Origin of the sequence: Comamonas aquatica (assembly GCF_018064205.1) — a bacterium.
In the GTDB taxonomy this organism is placed as follows: Bacteria; Pseudomonadota; Gammaproteobacteria; order Burkholderiales; family Burkholderiaceae_C; genus Comamonas; species Comamonas aquatica.
In genome coordinates this window covers 1324204-1339162 of sequence record NZ_CP072916.1, presented here as the reverse complement: position 1 = coordinate 1339162, position 14959 = coordinate 1324204, and the positions used below count along the sequence as shown (strand labels likewise).

The following is a 14959-nucleotide window of genomic DNA, read 5'->3' as shown; positions in this document are numbered from 1 at the left end:
TATCCATGACCCCACGTTCCGTCTCCTCCCCCAAGAAGTTCCTGATCGGCGCCGGCCTGTTCGATCAGGTGGGCGACTACCTGGCAGAGCACGGTGACCATGTCTTCATCATTGGCGACCGCTTCTTCCTGCCGCGCATCACCGAGCGCACCGTACCCCAACTGCAGGCACAAGGGCTGCGTGCGCACGTGGAAACCTTTGCCGGCGAATGCACCACCGACGAGATCGAGCGCCTGACCGCCGCGCTGCAGACCGCAGGCTGCAACGTCATCCTGGCCGTGGGCGGCGGCAAGGCGCTGGATGTGGCCAAGGCCGTCTCGCACCACTGCAAGCTACCGCAGGTGCTGGTGCCCACGATTGCCTCCACCGACGCGCCCTGCACCGCGCTGGCCGTGATCTACAAGCCCAATGGCGAGTTCGACCACTATCTGTTCATGCCGCACAACCCCGACACCGTGCTGGCCGACACCGCCATCATCGCCCAGGCCCCGGCCCGCTTCTTCGCGGCCGGCGTGGGCGACGCGCTGGCCACCTACTTCGAGGCCCGTGCCACCTGGCGCTGCAACGGCACCAACCTGATCCTCAAGCGCCCCTCGCGCACCGGCCTGGGCCTGGGCGAGATGTGCTACCAGATCCTGCGCCGCAACATCGACGCCGCCATGGACGCCGTGCGCAACCATGCCGTGACCCCGGCGCTGGAGGAAACCATCGAGGCCACCATCTACCTCAGCGGCGTGGGTGCCGAAGCCGCCGGCGTGGCCGCGGCGCATGCGGTGAACAACGGCATGGCCGTGGTCCCTGCGCTGCACGGGGCCCAGCACGGCGAGAAGGTGGCCTTTGGCCTGTTGACCCAACTGGTGCTGGAAAACGCCCCGCTGGACGAGGTGGAGGAAGTCATCCGCATCATCAAGGCCGCGGGCCTGCCCCTGTCGCTGCGCGACTTCGGCCTGACCGAATGGGTGGAGGCCGAATGGCGCCAGGTGGCCAAGCTGGCCTGCGACAAGAACGACACCATGGGCAACATGGGCCGCCCCATCAGCGAGCAGGAGGTCTACGACGCCATGCGCGCCGCCAACAGCCTGGCCGAGCGCTACCACGACTGAGTGGGGTAGCATTCCTGCAGTCTGCGGAATGCATAGCATGCCTGCGCTGACTGGACAAGGCTTGCGCGGTGTTGGCATGCCGCAACGTCGCCAGCGACGCAGACTGCGGGCCACCGCACCCATCACCGCCAGCCCCCACGGGCTGGTTTTTCGTGAGCACCACCAGTACGGGCAAACCTTGCGCGCGTCGCCGCCCCTTTCAGGCATGGGTAAACCAGCGGCCTGCGTGGCGTGATACCGATTGCCCCTTCAGCGCCAACACATCCTGCAGGATGCGGGCCCTGCCGGCTCCGCAGCCCCCCCAAGGCGCAACCACCGCGGAGTCAGCGCGCGCAGCAGATGCCTGCGCTGGTGGTCCAGGGCATGAACCACCGCAAAATCACCGCGTGCCTGGTGCTGTCGCGCAACATGGTCGCCAGCCCCCCCGCAGAGCTTCGGACAGATGGACGAGCCCTCGCACGCCCAGCCATGCACCTGGCACGCCAGCACGGTCAGACCGGTCTGACCGGTCTGACCGACTACGCCTAGGCCACCTCAAAAAGCAGAGCTGCCTGCGCTCGTCACGCCTGCATTTCAGGTAGAAAATCCTTTAAAACCATTTGCTGACGCGCGTTAATCGCTCTGATACTGAGAGTAGGCACAAAAAAAGACTGCCATCGGCAGTCTTTTTGGTCCCCGTCCCAGGGCCTGGGCGGGGCGGCGCCATGCCTGTGGATCAGGCGGCACTCAGTCCACCAGACCCACGAAGACGTGCTGCACGTCGTCGTCATTGTCCAGGCCGGCCAGGAAGGCTTGCACTTCTTCCTGCTGCTCGGCCGACAGGCTGGACATGCTGACGGGGTTCTTGGCCTTGTAGCCCAGCTTGGCCGACAGCACCTTGATGCCCTGCTCCGGCAGCGCCTTGCTGACCACATCCAGGTCGGTCGGCTCGGTGATGAACAGAGTCACGCCCTCATCGTCGGCGGGCTCGAAATCCTGCGCGCCGGCCTCGATGGCGGCCAGTTCGACGTCGGCGCCGTTCTCGGCTTCGCCTTCGATCATGCCCACATGGTCAAAATCCCAGGCCACGGCCGTCAGCTGGCCCTTGCGGAAGCACACGCGCAGATTGGGGGCCGTGCGGTTGGGGTTGTCGGTCAGGCATTCGACCATCACCGGCACGCGGTGCGGACCGTAGCCTTCGAAAATCACGCTGGAGTAGTTCACGGCATCGGCGCCCACGCCCGAGCCCTTCTTGATGGCGCGGTCCAGGGTGTCCTTGGACATGGAGGCCTTGCGCGCCGCTTCGATCGCCATGCGCAGGCGGGCATTGCTGCCGGGGTCACCGCCGCCCAGACGGGCCGCCACCGTGATTTCCTTGACCAACTTGCCAAACAGCTTGCCCTTGGCATCTGCGACCAGGGCCTTGCCCTTGGCTTTCCATTGCGCTCCCATACGGCGCCTTTCCTGAAAAAGAACAAAAAAATGCCGCGCTCCAGGGCCGGCATAGAATGAATCAGCGTGTTTTATACACCTGCCACAGTGGCCTCAGCGCCAGCGATGCCAACTTTTTTCGTGCCTTCCGCCTTCGAGCTTGCGTTGCCGCAACCCAATTCCGAGGAGACACCCGATGCCCACCTTCCCCCGCAGCGCTGCACGGCGCACCACCATGGCCCTGGCCCTGGGCGCCCTGTTGGGCCACGCCCAGGCCCTGGAGATCACCCCCGAGGTCGTGGCCCAGGGCCTGCAGAACCCCTGGGCCGTGGCCTTTTTGCCGGACGGCCAGTTCCTGGTGACCGAGCGCCCCGGCCGCCTGCGCGTGGTCACCGCCCAGGGCCAACTGGGCGAGCCCGTGCAAGGCCTGCTGGACGTGGCGCTGGACAGCGGCTTTGCCCAGAACCGCACGCTGTACTTCTGCTACAGCGAAGCCGCACCCAACGGCACCAACAGCACGGCGCTGGCCAAGGCCCGGCTGTCGAGCGACCAGCGCGCGCTGCAGGACGTGCAGGTGCTCTTCAGCCAGCAGCCCAAGGTGGCCAGCCAGCTGCACTTTGGCTGCCGCATCGTGGAGCGGCGCGACGGCACGCTGCTGCTGACGCTGGGCGAGCGGTCGCACTACAAGGAAGAGGCGCAGAACCTGCAGAACCACCTGGGCAAGATCGTGCGCCTGCACAAGGACGGCAGCGTGCCCCAGGACAACCCGTTTGTCGGCCACAGCGGCGCGCGGCCCGAAATCTGGAGCTATGGCCACCGCAGCCCGCAAGGGGCGGCCCTGGCCCCCGACGGCACGTTCTGGATGAACGAGCACGGCCCGCAAGGCGGTGACGAGATCAACCGCCCCGTGCCCGGCAAGAACTACGGCTGGCCCGTCATCACCTATGGCGAAAACTATGGCGGCGGCAAGATCGGCGCCGGCATCACCCACCAGGCCGGGATGGAGCAGCCCGCCCACCAGTGGACGCCGTCGATCGCCGTCTCGGGCATGGCCTTCATCACCTCCGACCGCTATCCGGGCTGGCAGGGGCAGATGGTGGTGGGCGCCCTCAAGGCGCAGCGCCTGGAACGCATCACCCTGGCGGGGGACAAGGTGGTCCGGGTCGAACCGCTGCTGCCCCAGTTGGGCCAGCGTGTGCGCGATGTGCGCCAGGGCCCGGACGGCTGGCTCTACGTGCTGACCGACCGCAGCAACGGCCAGTTGCTGCGCCTGCGCACCCGCTGAAAAGCCGGCGCCTCAGGGCGCGCCGGCCAGCAGGGACTGGATGCCGGCGTAATCCTGTGCCGTGACCGGCACCACCTGGCGGTAGTTCTTGATGCGCAGCCACGGCTGCAACTGCGCCTGCTTGGCCAGAAAGGCCTGGCGCACGGCCTGCTGCAGCGCCGGGCACAGGGTGGCGTCCAGCAGAAACGGGCTGCCCACCAGGGCGGGCGAGCGCCACAGCACGCGCCAAGTGGGGTCATTTTCATCGAGCTGGCTGCTGGCCACGAACGCAGCCTGGGCCTTGCCGTCGCGCACGGCGGCCAGGGCCTTGTCGTGCGAGCCCATGAACACCACGCGGGCGAAAAAATGCCCCAGCTTGTAGCCCGTCAGCTGCGGCACGGCCAGCTCCGGCACGACGGCCCCCGAGGTGCTGGACGGATCGGTCAGCGCCAGGGTGCGCCCGCGCAGCCCCTGGATGTCACGGATGCCGCTATCGCCACGCACCACCAGCAGCGAGTGATAGCGGCCCACCTCATTGCTGTTGGACAAGGTGGCAAACGGCACAAAACGCGTGGACCGCTTGGCCAGCAAGGCATAGCCGGCCGGCCCCAGCTCGGCCACCTGGGCCTGGCCGGTGAGCAGGCTTTCGATCACCGCCGCGTACGAGGCCACGGGCAGCATCTGCACCGGTTTGCCCGTGCTCTCGTGCAGGGCCTGCAACAGCGGGGCCTGGGCCTGTTCCTGCACGCTCTGCGCGTTCTTGGGGATCAGGGCCACATGCAACACCTCGGGATTCAGGCAGGCCGCCTGGGCCAGCCCTGCCCCCCACACCAGCCAGCCCATGGCCATCCAGCGACGTCGCATCATGCGGGCTCCAGAATGCCCTGCTTGAGCAGCGCCTCGATCTGCGCCAGCGGCACAGGGCGGCTCAGGAAGTAGCCCTGCGCCACATCGCAGCCGGCCGTCTTGAGGTAGACCAGCTGGTCCATCAGTTCCACGCCTTCGGCCACCACCTGCATCTTCAGGTTGTGCGCCAGCGTGATGATGGAGGTCACCAGCACCCCCGCCTCTTTGCTGCTGCGCAGCTCGTTGACGAAGGACTTGTCCAGCTTAATGGTGTTGATGGGCAGCGCCCGGATCTGGCTCAGGCTGGAGAAGCCGGTGCCGAAATCGTCCAGCCCGATGGACACCCCCATCTGCTGCAGCTGGTGCAGCACCCGCGCGGCCAGGCCCACGGGTTCGACCAGGCAGCTTTCGGTGATCTCCACCTGGATATCGCTGGCCCGCACGCCGTAGTGCTTGAGGTAGGTGGCCATGCGGCTGGGGAAGGCGCTGTCCTTGAGTTGCAGCGGCGACACATTGAAGGCGATCGGCACCGTCTCCACCCCCTGCATGCGCCAGGCCGCAATCTGGCGGCAGCAGGCCTGCATCACCCAGTCGCCCAGGGCCTCGATGTGGCCGTGCTCTTCCGCCAGCGCGATGAAATCCCCGGGGTAGATCAGGCCGTACTGGGGGTGCTGCCAGCGCACCAGGGCTTCCAGGCCCACGATGCGGCAGTCTTCCAGCCGCACCTTGGGCTGGAAATGCAGCACCAGCTGCTCCTGCGTGATCGCCGACGGCAGCTGGCGCGCCAGCTGGTAGTAGCGGTCGCTGTCCAGCTTGGGTATGCCGTCGTAGTAGGTGTAGCGGTTGCGCCCGGCCTTTTTCGAGGCATACATGGCCGCATCGGCATGGCGGCACAGCACCTCGACATCGTGGCCGTCGCGCGGGAAAAAGGCGATGCCGATGCTGGGCGAGGTGTGCAGCGTCTCCGGCGCCAGGCCCTCATAGGGCGCCCCCAGCCCGGTCAGCAGCTTCTGGGCCAGGGTCTCGACATCGCTCGGGTCTTCCATGGCCGTGATCAGCACGGCGAATTCATCGCCGCCCATGCGCGCAATGATGTCCGAGCTGCGCAGCATGGTGCGCAGGCGCTGCGCCACGGCCTGCAGCAGGGCGTCGCCCACATGGTGGCCCAGGGTGTCGTTGATGTGCTTGAAGCGGTCCAGGTCCAAATACAGCAAGGCGTAGTGCTTGCGGCTGCGCCGCGCCAGGGCCAGGTGGCTGGACACCAGCTCGTGGAACATGCGCCGGTTGTGCAGGCCGGTCAGGTGGTCGCTGGCGGCCAGCTCCAGCGCCCGCTGCTTCTCGCTCTCCAGTTGGGCGATCAGTTGCTGCTTGTCCTGGTCGGCCTTCTCCAGCGCATTGAACAGGTGCTGGCGCCGCTGCATGGTGCGCCACAGCAGCAGCGAGCCCACCAGGGCCAGTGCCGTGATTGCGCCCAGCACCGCCCAGGTGCGCTGGGCATTTTGTGCATGGGCCGCGCGGATTTCGTTCCAGTCGCGGCTCACCACCACCGTCAGCGGCATGTAGCGGGCGCGGTGGAAGTTGGCCAGCCGCGTGCTGCCCTGTGGCCCCGGCAGTTCCATCTCGCCCGGCCCTTCGGGCACCTTGCTGAAGCTGGCCATGCGCTGCGTTGGTTGCTGGGCCAGCAGGCCGCCGCCCGCCATGGCGGCAATCACGCTGCCATCGGGGGACAGCAGGTGCAAGCTGCCGCTGCCGCCCAGGTCCACGTCTTGGTACAGCCCGAGGAAATAGCCCATGTCCATGTAGAGCAGCAGGTAGCCCAGCGAGACGCCCTGGGCATCGGCCATGCACAGCAGCAGGGGCACCTGCCAGGCCTGGTCCTGCGACTGCGCCTGCTGGTGCAGCACAAAGGCCCCCCGCCCGGCCGCGCAGGAGCCCTGCTGGTACGGCAGCAGGCTGTGCAGCAACTCGGCCTGCTGGGCGTCGCCGGCCAGCAGTTGCAGCTGCTTGTCCAGCACCGCCATGCGCAGGAAGACGCGATCGCGCTCCAGCATGTGTGCCAGCTGGGCCTGCCAGGGGCCGCCATCGTGGTGCATGCCCTGCAGCGCGACCACGCTCATCAACTGGGCCTTTTCCAGCACCTGGCTCAAATTCTCGGAAACAATCGCCGCCAGCCCCGACTGCTGCAGTCGGGCGGCCTGCTCAGCCTGGGCCAGCTGGGCCCGCAGGTGCTTGCCCGTCAGCCACCAGGAGACCGCCAGCACCAGCACCACGATCGCCACCAGGGCCAGGTGCACCGGCTGCCAGCTGTTGGCCCAGCCGATGCACCGGCGCTTGAGCGCGGAAAAACTCGCAGTCGGGCTGGGCGGCAAGGCAGACAAAGGCATGGGATTGAATCTTCTCCACGCCGGATTGTGCGAACGCTGCGTGACAGCTTGATGACTGTCACATTCGCCCCCCCAATCAGGCCGCTAGGCGAAGAACCAGTAGCACACCAGGATGGCGGCCACCACACCGGCCAGCTCGGCCAGCAGGGCGCAAGGCACGGCATGGCGCGCCTTCTGTATGCCGACCGCGCCAAAGTACACGGCCAGCACATAGAACGTGGTTTCGGTGCTGCCCTGGATGGTGGCGGCAACCAGGGCCGCAAAGCTGTCGACCCCCTGGGTTTGCATGGTTTCGATCAGCATGGCGCGCGCCGCGCTGCCGGAGAACGGTTTGACCAGTGCCGTGGGCAAGGCGTCGACAAAGCGGCTATCCAGGCCCAGCACCTGCACACCCCAGCGGATGCCGTCCAGCGCATAGTCCAGCGCACCCGAGGCGCGGAACACCCCGACCGCACACAGCATGGCCACCAGGTACGGCAACAGGCCCTTGGCCACGTCGAACCCTTCCTTGGCCCCGGCGATGAAGCTGTCGTACACCGGCACTTGCTTCCAGGCGCCCAGGCTGACGAACAGCACCACCAGGGCAAACAGCGTCAGGTTGCCCAGCAGGGCCGACAGGGAAGCCAGGGCCGCGGCGCTCAGCGTCATCAGCAGCGCCATGAACCCGGCCAGCCCCAGGGCCACGGGCAGCAGATAGGCCAGCACCACCGGGCGCCACAGTGGCAGTCGCTGGACCAGCGCCACCGATAGCAGCCCCACCAGGGTCGAGGCCGAGGTGGCCAGCAGGATGGGCAGGAAGACCAGCGTCGGGTCCGGCGCGCCCTGCTGCATGCGGTACATGAAGATGGTCACCGGCAACAGCGTCAGCGAGGACGCGTTGAGCACCAGAAACAGGATTTGCGCATTGGTGGCGGTGTCGGGCCGGGGGTTCAGCTCCTGCAGCGCACGCATGGCCTTCAGACCCATGGGCGTGGCCGCGTTGTCCAGCCCCAGGCCGTTGGCGGCAAAGTTCAGCGTGATCAGGCCCAGCGCCGGGTGGCCGCGCGGCACCTCGGGCATCAGCTTGGCAAACAGCGGGCCCAGCACCCGGGCCAGCCATTGCACCACCCCGGCCTCCTCGGCGATGCGCAGAAAGCCCAGCCACAGCGTCAGCGTGCCGAACAGCAGCACCATGACCTCGACCGACAGCTTGGCCATGGCAAACAGCGCCTGGACCATGGCCGCAAACACTTGTGGCTGCCCGCCCACCAGCCACTGGGCCAGTGCCGCGATGGCAGCCACCATAAAAAAGCCCAACCAGAGCATGTTGAGCATAGGCGTGGATCCGCTCAGGAATTAATAGGTGATGGTGCGCACACCTTCGGCGCAGCCCAGCAAGCATACCTGGGCTTTCTGGTGGGCGAAGACTCCCACGGTGACCACGCCGGGCCACTGGTTGACTTCGCTCTCGAACGCCAGCGGCGCGCTGATCTGCAGGCCACGCACGTCCAGGATGTGCTGGCCGTTGTCGGTCACCAGGGGCTGGCCGTCCTTCAGGCGCAGGGTGGCGGTGCCCCCCATGGCTTCGAACTTGCGGGCGATCTGGCCAGCGGCCATCGGAATGACTTCCACAGGCAGCGGGAAATTACCCAAGGCAGGCACCAGCTTGGATTCGTCGGCAATGCAAACAAATTGCTGGGCCAGCGCGGCCACGATCTTCTCACGCGTCAGCGCCGCGCCGCCGCCCTTGACCATGTAGCCCTGGCCGTCGATCTCGTCGGCACCGTCGATGTAGACCGACAGGCTGGTGACGGCATTCGCATCGAACACGGGGATGCCCAGCGCCTGCAGGCGCTCGGTGCTGGCCACTGAGCTGGACACGGCGCCCTTGATCTTGTCCTTCATGCTGGCCAGGGCGTCGATGAACTTGTTGACGGTCGAACCGGTCCCCACCCCCACGATCTCGCCGGGCACCACGTAGCGCAGCGCCGCTTGGCCGACCAAAGTTTTCAATTCATCCTGGGAAAGGGGGGCAATAGATGTCGTCATGGGGGAAAATCCGGTTAATCCATCGAATTATTCCCTATGTCGCTTATCCCTTACGCCCTCGTTCGCCCCTTCTTGTTTGGTATGGACCCCGAAGCGGCCCACGACTTCACCATGAACACCCTGGCCAAGGGCCAGGGCACGCCGCTGCAGCTGGCGTGGTCGGCACCGATGGTGCACGACCCCATCACGCTGGCCGGCCTGCCGTTCCCCAACCGCGTCGGCATGGCCGCCGGGCTGGACAAGAATGCGCGCTGCATCGACGCGCTGGCCGCCATGGGCTTTGGGTTTGTCGAAGTGGGCACCGTCACGCCCAAGGGCCAGCCCGGCAACCCCAAGCCGCGCATGTTCCGCCTGCCGGCGGCCCAGGGCCTGATCAACCGCCTGGGCTTCAACAACGACGGTCTGGAGGCCTTCATCGCCAACGTCAAGAAGTCCACCGTGCGCGCCCAGGGCAAGCCCCTGCTGCTGGGCCTGAACATCGGCAAGAACGCCGCCACGCCGATCGAGGATGCCACCAACGACTATCTGATCTGCCTGGAAGGCGTCTACCCGCATGCCGACTACGTGACGGTCAACATCAGCTCGCCCAACACCAAGAACCTGCGCGCCCTGCAAAGCGACGAGGCGCTGGACGCCCTGCTGGGCGCGATTGCCGCCAAGCGCGAAACCTTGGCCGCCGCCCAGGGCCGTCGAGTGCCCATCTTCGTGAAGATCGCGCCCGATCTGGATGAAGCCCAGGTCCAGGTGATCGCCGCCACGCTGCAGCGCCACGGCATGGACGGCGTGATCGCCACCAACACCACCCTCAGCCGCGAGGCCGTCCAGGGCCTGCCCCACGCCGAGGAGGCCGGCGGCCTCAGCGGCGCCCCGGCGTTCGAGGCCAGCAACCAGGTGATCCGCCAGCTGCGCGCTGCGCTGGGCCCCGGCTATCCCATCATCGGCGTGGGTGGCATCATGAGCGGCGAAGACGCCGCCGCCAAGATCCGCGCCGGCGCCGACGTGGTGCAGATCTACAGCGGCCTGATCTACGCCGGCCCCGGCCTGGTCCGCGACGCGGCCAAGGCCATCCGCGCCTTGCGCTAAAAGGTGAGCAGACTGCGCACGTTATTCAACAACTTCACGTTGTTTTCATACGCAAGTGCTGTGATAGCGCGCGCCAACAGCTCCCAAAAACAAAGCCCGGTCATGCCGGGCTTTGTCGTTCCAGGGGCGCCAGTCGCGCACCATCGGTGGCGTCAGCGCCGCAGCTTGTTGATCCACGGCAGGGCCAGGGCCCCGTAACGCCACAGCTTGCGTGGCCCCAGCAGCAGCGCCAGACCGGCCACGCCGGCCGTCGCCACGGGGTGCAGCCGGGCAAACACCATCAGGCGTTCGGCCAGCGGCGCATCGACCGGCACGCTGGTGCGGGCCGCGCGCTGCGCCAGCGCCTGTTCGCGGGCCTGCCGAGCCGCCGCCCAGCGGTCGCGCTGCAGGGCAATGCGTTTCAGCACTTCACGCTGCTGGGGCGTGGCCGTGGCCCAGCGCGCTTCGCGTTGCAGGGCCTCCAGGGCCGTCAAGGGCGCGGAGGCCTCGGACGTTGCCGAGGCCGCGCCGGTCATGGCAGAGGTATTCACAGCTTCTCCTTGATCACGGCCCAGTCGCGTGCCAGTTCGGCCCGGGTGAGCGCAAACGGCTGGCTGGACTTGCGCAGGAACGACAGCAGCAACGCCAGCGCCCCCGCCCAGGCCAGCAACCACACCCCGGCAATCACCCAGGCGACGACAGAGCGTTCGGGCGAATCCCAGAACTGGATCAGCACCGCCAGCGACAGCAGCACCAGGGCCACGATGGTCAGACCGCCCAGCACCACGCCCAGCACAAAGATGGCTTGCAGGCGTTGCTTCTGGGCGCTCCACTCCAGGCGCGCCAGCGCAATACGGTCTTCCGCCGCCATGGCGCCCTCATTCAGATTGGCCCGCAAGCGGGCTGACAGACTCTCCAATCCAATCGCAGACATCCAATTCACGGCAGACTTCCTTTACACAGACCAGGGTTTGACAGGCAGGGTGTCGGGCGCACCGCTCAGCGGCGTGCCAGCAAGAAGCCGATCAAAGCACCCACGGCCAGCGCCGCACCGGCCACGCGCCAGGGTTCGTCGTGCGCATAGCGGTCTGCGGCATAGGCCGCTTCCTTGGCCTGGCGTGCCGCTTCCTGGGCGGCATGCACTGCGGATTCGCGCGCGTGGTAGACGCCGTCGTCCAGCTTCTGGCGCAGCACGTTGATTTGGGGGATGGAGTCCAGGTCCTTGCTGGCCAGCAGGCCGCGCACATCGGTGACCAGCTTTTCCAGATCAGCCTGGGCAGAAGAAACAGTGTCGGAAACAGAAAACGCCATGGTGCACGCCTTTCTTATGGTGGTGGGACAAAGGGAAACGAAGCGGCACGGTGCAGGCCCGCAGGCTGCTGCCGCTCCATGGAAAGCATCTTAGCGAATGCAACGCCCCCCACCAAGCAACGCGGCGCTTGCCGCAGCGCTGGGCCATGCGGGGGCGGCGGCATCAGGGCTGCGACGGCAGGTGTGGCAGCACCGCCTCGGCCACTGCCAGGCAGCTGGTCAGCCCCGGGGATTCGATGCCGAACAGGTTGACCAATCCCGGCACGCCGTGCGTGGCCGGCCCCTGGATGCAGAAGTCGGCCGCGGCCTCGTGCGGGCCGGAAATCTTGGGGCGGATGCCCGCATAGCCGGGCGCCAGGCTGCCATCCTGCAGCGCGGGCCAGTACTTGCGCACCTCGGCATAGAAGCCGTCGCCACGCTGCGGGTCCACCTGCAGGTGGCTGGGGTCGTCCACCCATTGCACGTCCGGGCCGAACTTGGCCTGCCCACCCAGGTCCAGCGTCAGGTGAACGCCCAGACCGGCGGCCTCGGGCACGGGATAGATCAGGTGGCTGAACGGCGCGCGCCCGCTGAGCGTGAAATAGCTGCCCTTGGCGTAATAGGCCGTGGGCACATGGGCGGCGTCCAGCCCCTGGATGCGGGCCGCCACGCCCGGCGCCCACAGGCCCGCGGCGTTCACCACCTCCTGCGCCAGCAGCTCGGTGCCGTCCTCGGTGCGCAGCAGGATGCCGCCGTCTTGCACCTGGGCCGACGCCAGCGGGGACAGCAACGCCACGGCGCCGCCCGCATGTTCCAAATCGCCCTGCAGCGCCAGCATCAGGCCATGGCTGTCGACGATGCCGGTGCTGGGCGACAGCAGCGCGGCGTGGCAGGCCAACGCCGGCTCCAGCGCCTGGGCCTGCTCACGGGTCAGCATCTGAAGATCGTCCACGCCGTTGGCGGCGGCCTTCTGGCGGATCCCCTCCAGCTGGGCCACCTGCTCGGCGCTGGTCGCCACGATCAGCTTGCCACAGCGGCGGAACTCCACCCCGCGCTCGGCGCAGTAGGTGTACAGCAGTTCCTTGCCCCGCACGCACAGCCGGGCCTTGAGCGAGCCGGCCGGGTAATAGATGCCGGCATGGATCACCTCACTGTTGCGCGAGCTGGTGCCCGTGCCAATGGCGTCGGCCGCCTCCAGCACCACCACTTCACGCCCTGTCTGCGCCAGGGCGCGGGCCACGGCCAGCCCCACCACGCCCGCGCCAATGACCACGGTTTGCACCTGATCGACCATGTTCTGTCTCTCCCTTTATTGGTATGGATGCACACGGCCCACCCGCCTGATTCAGGCCGCCGGTGGCGCCGCTGCCGCTTGGCGCCCTTGCGGCGCCAGGGCCCATTCTCCCACCACTGCGGGACCATTTCGGCCAGCTTCAGGCCGTCGCGGCATGGCACCCGAAACGTGTCGCACAGCCCGGTCAGACAGGTTATCGCCGCTTTTAATACTTTCTTAATTCTTACAATAAAAAATAGGAAGTTTTTTGTGAAATTTCAATTAAATCAATAACTTACATTGATTGATACAAGTCAAACCAGCACCCTGGCAAGGCGTCCAACAATGCCATCACCCAACGATGGATGTGAAAACGATGGCAGATCCCAACCCCTCCCCCCTGACGCAGAACCAGGGCACCAGCAAACGCACTTTTCTGCAAGAACTGGTGGCCCTGGCCACCACCTTCGGTCTGGCCGGAACCGCCCAGGCGGCCCTGCCGGGTGACCCCGGCTTTCAGCCCGCACGCCGCCCGGGCATGCCGGGCAAGCGCTTTGGCATGCTGGTGGACATGCGCAAGTGCATCGGCTGCCAGGCCTGTACGGTGAGCTGCTCGGTCGAGAACCAACCGCCGATTGGCCAGTTCCGTACCACCGTGCTGCAGTACGAGGTGGAACAACCCGGCGGCAGCGCCCCCGCCATGGTCAGCCTGCCCCGGCTGTGCAACCACTGTGACGAGCCGCCCTGCGTGCCCGTGTGCCCCGTGCAGGCCACCTTCCAGCGCACCGACGGCATCGTGCTGGTGGACAACGAGCGCTGCGTGGGCTGCGGTTACTGCGTGCAGGCCTGCCCCTACGACGCGCGCTTCATCAACCACGAGACGCAGACCGCCGACAAGTGCACCTTCTGCGAGCACCGGCTGGAGGTCGGGCTGCTGCCCGCCTGCGTGGAAAGCTGCGTGGGCGGGGCCCGCGTGATCGGCGACCTGAACGACCCGCACAGCGCCATCAACCAGCGCATGGCCGAGCACCAGGACGAGCTCAAGGTGCTCAAGCCCGAAATGAACACCGCCCCGCGCGTGTTCTACATCGGTCTGCCCGAGGCCTTTGTCTACGGCATCGACGGCCAGGCCAGCGTGCGCCTGGTGGCTGAACATTGAAGGAGCCCACGATGCAGATCATTGAACTCCTGACCCCCGCCTACGAAGCCGCCTGGCTCCCCTGGGCCGTGCAGTATTTCTTTCTGGTGGGGGTGGCCACGGGCGCAGCCCTGCTGGCATGCGCCTGTGTGTTTGGTGCGCCCGGCAGCCCCAGCCAGCGCGTGCTGCCCGCCCTGCTGCTGACCCTGGCGGTCAGCGTGGTCGCCGCCCCCGTGTCGCTGCTGGCCGACCTGCACCAGCCGGCCCGCTTCTGGCACTTCTACGCGCACTTCACGCCCTGGTCGTGGATGTCCGTGGGGGCGCTGCTGCTGCCGGTGTTCGTCACCCTCAGCGTGGCCCTGCTGGCCAGCTGGTGGCTGGGCAGCCCGGGCTGGATGCGCGCCATCGCGCCGCTGCTGGTGCTGTCGGCAATGAGCATCACGGTCTACACCGGCGCGGAAATGATGGTGATCCGCTCGCGGCCGCTGTGGAATACGCTGTGGGTGCCCGTCAACCTGGCCCTGACCGGCTGGCTGGCCACCGTCGGCTGCACCCTGGTACTGGAACGCTTTCTGCCAACCCCACTGCGCGCCGGCCACGCCGGCCTGCAACTGCTGCGCACCCTGGCGCTGGCCCTGGCAGCACTGCTGGTGCTGGTGGCGCTGGCCTGGGCCCTCAGCGGCCTGTTGGGCCACAACGCCTCGTTCAACGCGGCCTTGCGCCTGTGGCAGGACTTCCCGGTCTGGCGCCTGACCCTGCTGGGCTCGGCCGTGTTCGGTGCCCTGGTGCTGGGGGCGCTGCTGCGCGGCCAGCACCGCCTGCATGCCCGCGGCTACACGCTGGTGCTGGGCCTGGGGCTGGCGGCCAGTGCCTGGGCGTTCCGCTGGGCGCTGTTCATGGGCGTGCAGGGCGTGCCCAAGTTCGGCGCGGGCCTGTACCTGTACCACATGCCCCTGGGCGGCGACGGCCTGCTGGGCATGGTGGGCGTGGCGGGGCTGTGCGTGGCCCTGGTGGCCCTGACCACCTGGGCGCTGGAGCTGTTCCCGGCCCGCCGCACCGCCGCCTGAGGGCGCCTCGCCCATTTACATCCAATTGGCATTTCACCCAGTATTGACGGGCGCCAGCAGCTATCAAAACAGATAACGCTATTCGCTGGCGCCT

15 protein-coding genes are annotated in these 14959 nt (G+C 67.2%); 6 read left to right on the top strand and 9 right to left on the bottom strand.

The genetic code is table 11. The features are described 5' to 3' along the window. Positions 1-5: 5 nt before the first annotated feature. The gene (locus tag KAQ61_RS06315) at positions 6-1103 is read left to right on the top strand and encodes a glycerol dehydrogenase (protein ID WP_154162785.1); all 1098 of its coding nucleotides are present in this window, start codon (positions 6-8) and stop codon (positions 1101-1103) included. A 363-nt stretch (positions 1104-1466) separates the two neighbouring features. Then, entirely contained in the window at positions 1467-1631 is a 165-nt protein-coding gene (locus KAQ61_RS06310) for a hypothetical protein (protein WP_210930819.1), read from the top strand. A gap of 198 nt (positions 1632-1829) precedes the next feature. On the opposite strand, the gene KAQ61_RS06305 is transcribed toward KAQ61_RS06310, so the two are convergent. Beyond that, on the bottom strand, positions 1830-2534 hold the full coding sequence (locus KAQ61_RS06305) for a YebC/PmpR family DNA-binding transcriptional regulator (RefSeq protein ID WP_210930818.1): 705 nt from the start codon (positions 2532-2534) through the stop codon (positions 1830-1832). A 175-nt stretch (positions 2535-2709) separates the two neighbouring features. On the opposite strand from KAQ61_RS06305, the gene KAQ61_RS06300 reads away from it, so the two are divergent. Next, positions 2710-3798: a PQQ-dependent sugar dehydrogenase gene (locus tag KAQ61_RS06300; protein WP_210930817.1), complete on the top strand. Its 1089-nt coding sequence runs from the start codon at positions 2710-2712 to the stop codon at positions 3796-3798. Positions 3799-3810: 12 nt separating this feature from the next. On the opposite strand, the gene KAQ61_RS06295 is transcribed toward KAQ61_RS06300, so the two are convergent. The 4 genes from KAQ61_RS06295 to rpiA all read right to left on the bottom strand — a co-directional run bounded on the left by KAQ61_RS06295 (position 3811) and on the right by rpiA (position 9035). Next, entirely contained in the window at positions 3811-4644 is an 834-nt protein-coding gene (locus KAQ61_RS06295) for a phosphate/phosphite/phosphonate ABC transporter substrate-binding protein (protein WP_210930816.1), read from the bottom strand. Further along, complete coding sequence (locus KAQ61_RS06290; RefSeq protein WP_244982998.1) at positions 4641-7007, bottom strand: putative bifunctional diguanylate cyclase/phosphodiesterase; 2367 nt, start codon at positions 7005-7007, stop codon at positions 4641-4643. Before KAQ61_RS06290 ends, KAQ61_RS06295 begins: the two co-directional genes overlap by 4 nt. Positions 7008-7091: 84 nt before the next feature. Then, a complete protein-coding gene (locus KAQ61_RS06285; RefSeq protein WP_210930815.1) occupies positions 7092-8321 on the bottom strand; it encodes a nucleoside recognition domain-containing protein in 1230 nt (409 codons plus the stop codon). A 21-nt stretch (positions 8322-8342) separates the two neighbouring features. After that, entirely contained in the window at positions 8343-9035 is a 693-nt protein-coding gene (gene rpiA / locus KAQ61_RS06280) for a ribose-5-phosphate isomerase RpiA (RefSeq protein ID WP_210930814.1), read from the bottom strand. A gap of 36 nt (positions 9036-9071) precedes the next feature. On the opposite strand from rpiA, the gene KAQ61_RS06275 reads away from it, so the two are divergent. After that, positions 9072-10118, top strand: a complete 1047-nt coding sequence (locus KAQ61_RS06275; protein ID WP_210930813.1) for a quinone-dependent dihydroorotate dehydrogenase — start codon at positions 9072-9074, stop codon at positions 10116-10118. A gap of 152 nt (positions 10119-10270) precedes the next feature. Here KAQ61_RS06275 and KAQ61_RS06270 read toward each other — a convergent pair whose 3' ends face one another. The 4 genes from KAQ61_RS06270 to KAQ61_RS06255 all read right to left on the bottom strand — a co-directional run bounded on the left by KAQ61_RS06270 (position 10271) and on the right by KAQ61_RS06255 (position 12681). Continuing rightward, entirely contained in the window at positions 10271-10648 is a 378-nt protein-coding gene (locus KAQ61_RS06270; RefSeq protein ID WP_231499093.1) for a hypothetical protein, read from the bottom strand. Then, on the bottom strand, positions 10645-11040 hold the full coding sequence (locus KAQ61_RS06265) for a phage holin family protein (RefSeq protein ID WP_042417775.1): 396 nt from the start codon (positions 11038-11040) through the stop codon (positions 10645-10647). Before KAQ61_RS06265 ends, KAQ61_RS06270 begins: the two co-directional genes overlap by 4 nt. A 56-nt stretch (positions 11041-11096) precedes the next feature. Beyond that, entirely contained in the window at positions 11097-11408 is a 312-nt protein-coding gene (locus tag KAQ61_RS06260; protein WP_042417772.1) for an ElaB/YgaM/YqjD family protein, read from the bottom strand. Between the two features lie 163 nt (positions 11409-11571). Continuing rightward, positions 11572-12681 (bottom strand): NAD(P)/FAD-dependent oxidoreductase, encoded by a 1110-nt coding sequence (locus tag KAQ61_RS06255; protein WP_154162779.1) that lies wholly within the window; start codon positions 12679-12681, stop codon positions 11572-11574. A 355-nt stretch (positions 12682-13036) separates the two neighbouring features. On the opposite strand from KAQ61_RS06255, the gene dsrO reads away from it, so the two are divergent. Next, on the top strand, positions 13037-13819 hold the full coding sequence (gene dsrO, locus KAQ61_RS06250) for a sulfate reduction electron transfer complex DsrMKJOP subunit DsrO (RefSeq protein WP_210930812.1): 783 nt from the start codon (positions 13037-13039) through the stop codon (positions 13817-13819). 11 nt (positions 13820-13830) lie between these two features. Continuing rightward, positions 13831-14865 carry an NrfD/PsrC family molybdoenzyme membrane anchor subunit gene (gene nrfD / locus KAQ61_RS06245; RefSeq protein WP_210930811.1) on the top strand — a complete coding sequence of 345 codons (1035 nt, stop codon included), beginning with the start codon at positions 13831-13833 and terminating at the stop codon, positions 14863-14865. Positions 14866-14959 lie beyond the last annotated feature (94 nt).

Bases quoted from the DNA above. Each gene is read 5' to 3' on its own strand.
- KAQ61_RS06290 (WP_244982998.1), bottom strand. From the start codon at position 7,007: ATGCCTTTGTCTGCCTTGCCGCCCAGCCCGACTGCGAGTTTTTCCGCG.
- rpiA (WP_210930814.1), bottom strand. From the start codon at position 9,035: ATGACGACATCTATTGCCCCCCTTTCCCAGGATGAATTGAAAACTTTG.
- KAQ61_RS06255 (WP_154162779.1), bottom strand. From the start codon at position 12,681: ATGGTCGATCAGGTGCAAACCGTGGTCATTGGCGCGGGCGTGGTGGGG.
- KAQ61_RS06285 (WP_210930815.1), bottom strand. From the start codon at position 8,321: ATGCTCAACATGCTCTGGTTGGGCTTTTTTATGGTGGCTGCCATCGCG.
- KAQ61_RS06305 (WP_210930818.1), bottom strand. From the start codon at position 2,534: ATGGGAGCGCAATGGAAAGCCAAGGGCAAGGCCCTGGTCGCAGATGCC.
- KAQ61_RS06260 (WP_042417772.1), bottom strand. From the start codon at position 11,408: ATGGCGTTTTCTGTTTCCGACACTGTTTCTTCTGCCCAGGCTGATCTG.
- KAQ61_RS06300 (WP_210930817.1), top strand. From the start codon at position 2,710: ATGCCCACCTTCCCCCGCAGCGCTGCACGGCGCACCACCATGGCCCTG.
- dsrO (WP_210930812.1), top strand. From the start codon at position 13,037: ATGGCAGATCCCAACCCCTCCCCCCTGACGCAGAACCAGGGCACCAGC.
- KAQ61_RS06295 (WP_210930816.1), bottom strand. From the start codon at position 4,644: ATGATGCGACGTCGCTGGATGGCCATGGGCTGGCTGGTGTGGGGGGCA.
- KAQ61_RS06315 (WP_154162785.1), top strand. From the start codon at position 6: ATGACCCCACGTTCCGTCTCCTCCCCCAAGAAGTTCCTGATCGGCGCC.
- nrfD (WP_210930811.1), top strand. From the start codon at position 13,831: ATGCAGATCATTGAACTCCTGACCCCCGCCTACGAAGCCGCCTGGCTC.
- KAQ61_RS06310 (WP_210930819.1), top strand. From the start codon at position 1,467: ATGAACCACCGCAAAATCACCGCGTGCCTGGTGCTGTCGCGCAACATG.
- KAQ61_RS06275 (WP_210930813.1), top strand. From the start codon at position 9,072: ATGTCGCTTATCCCTTACGCCCTCGTTCGCCCCTTCTTGTTTGGTATG.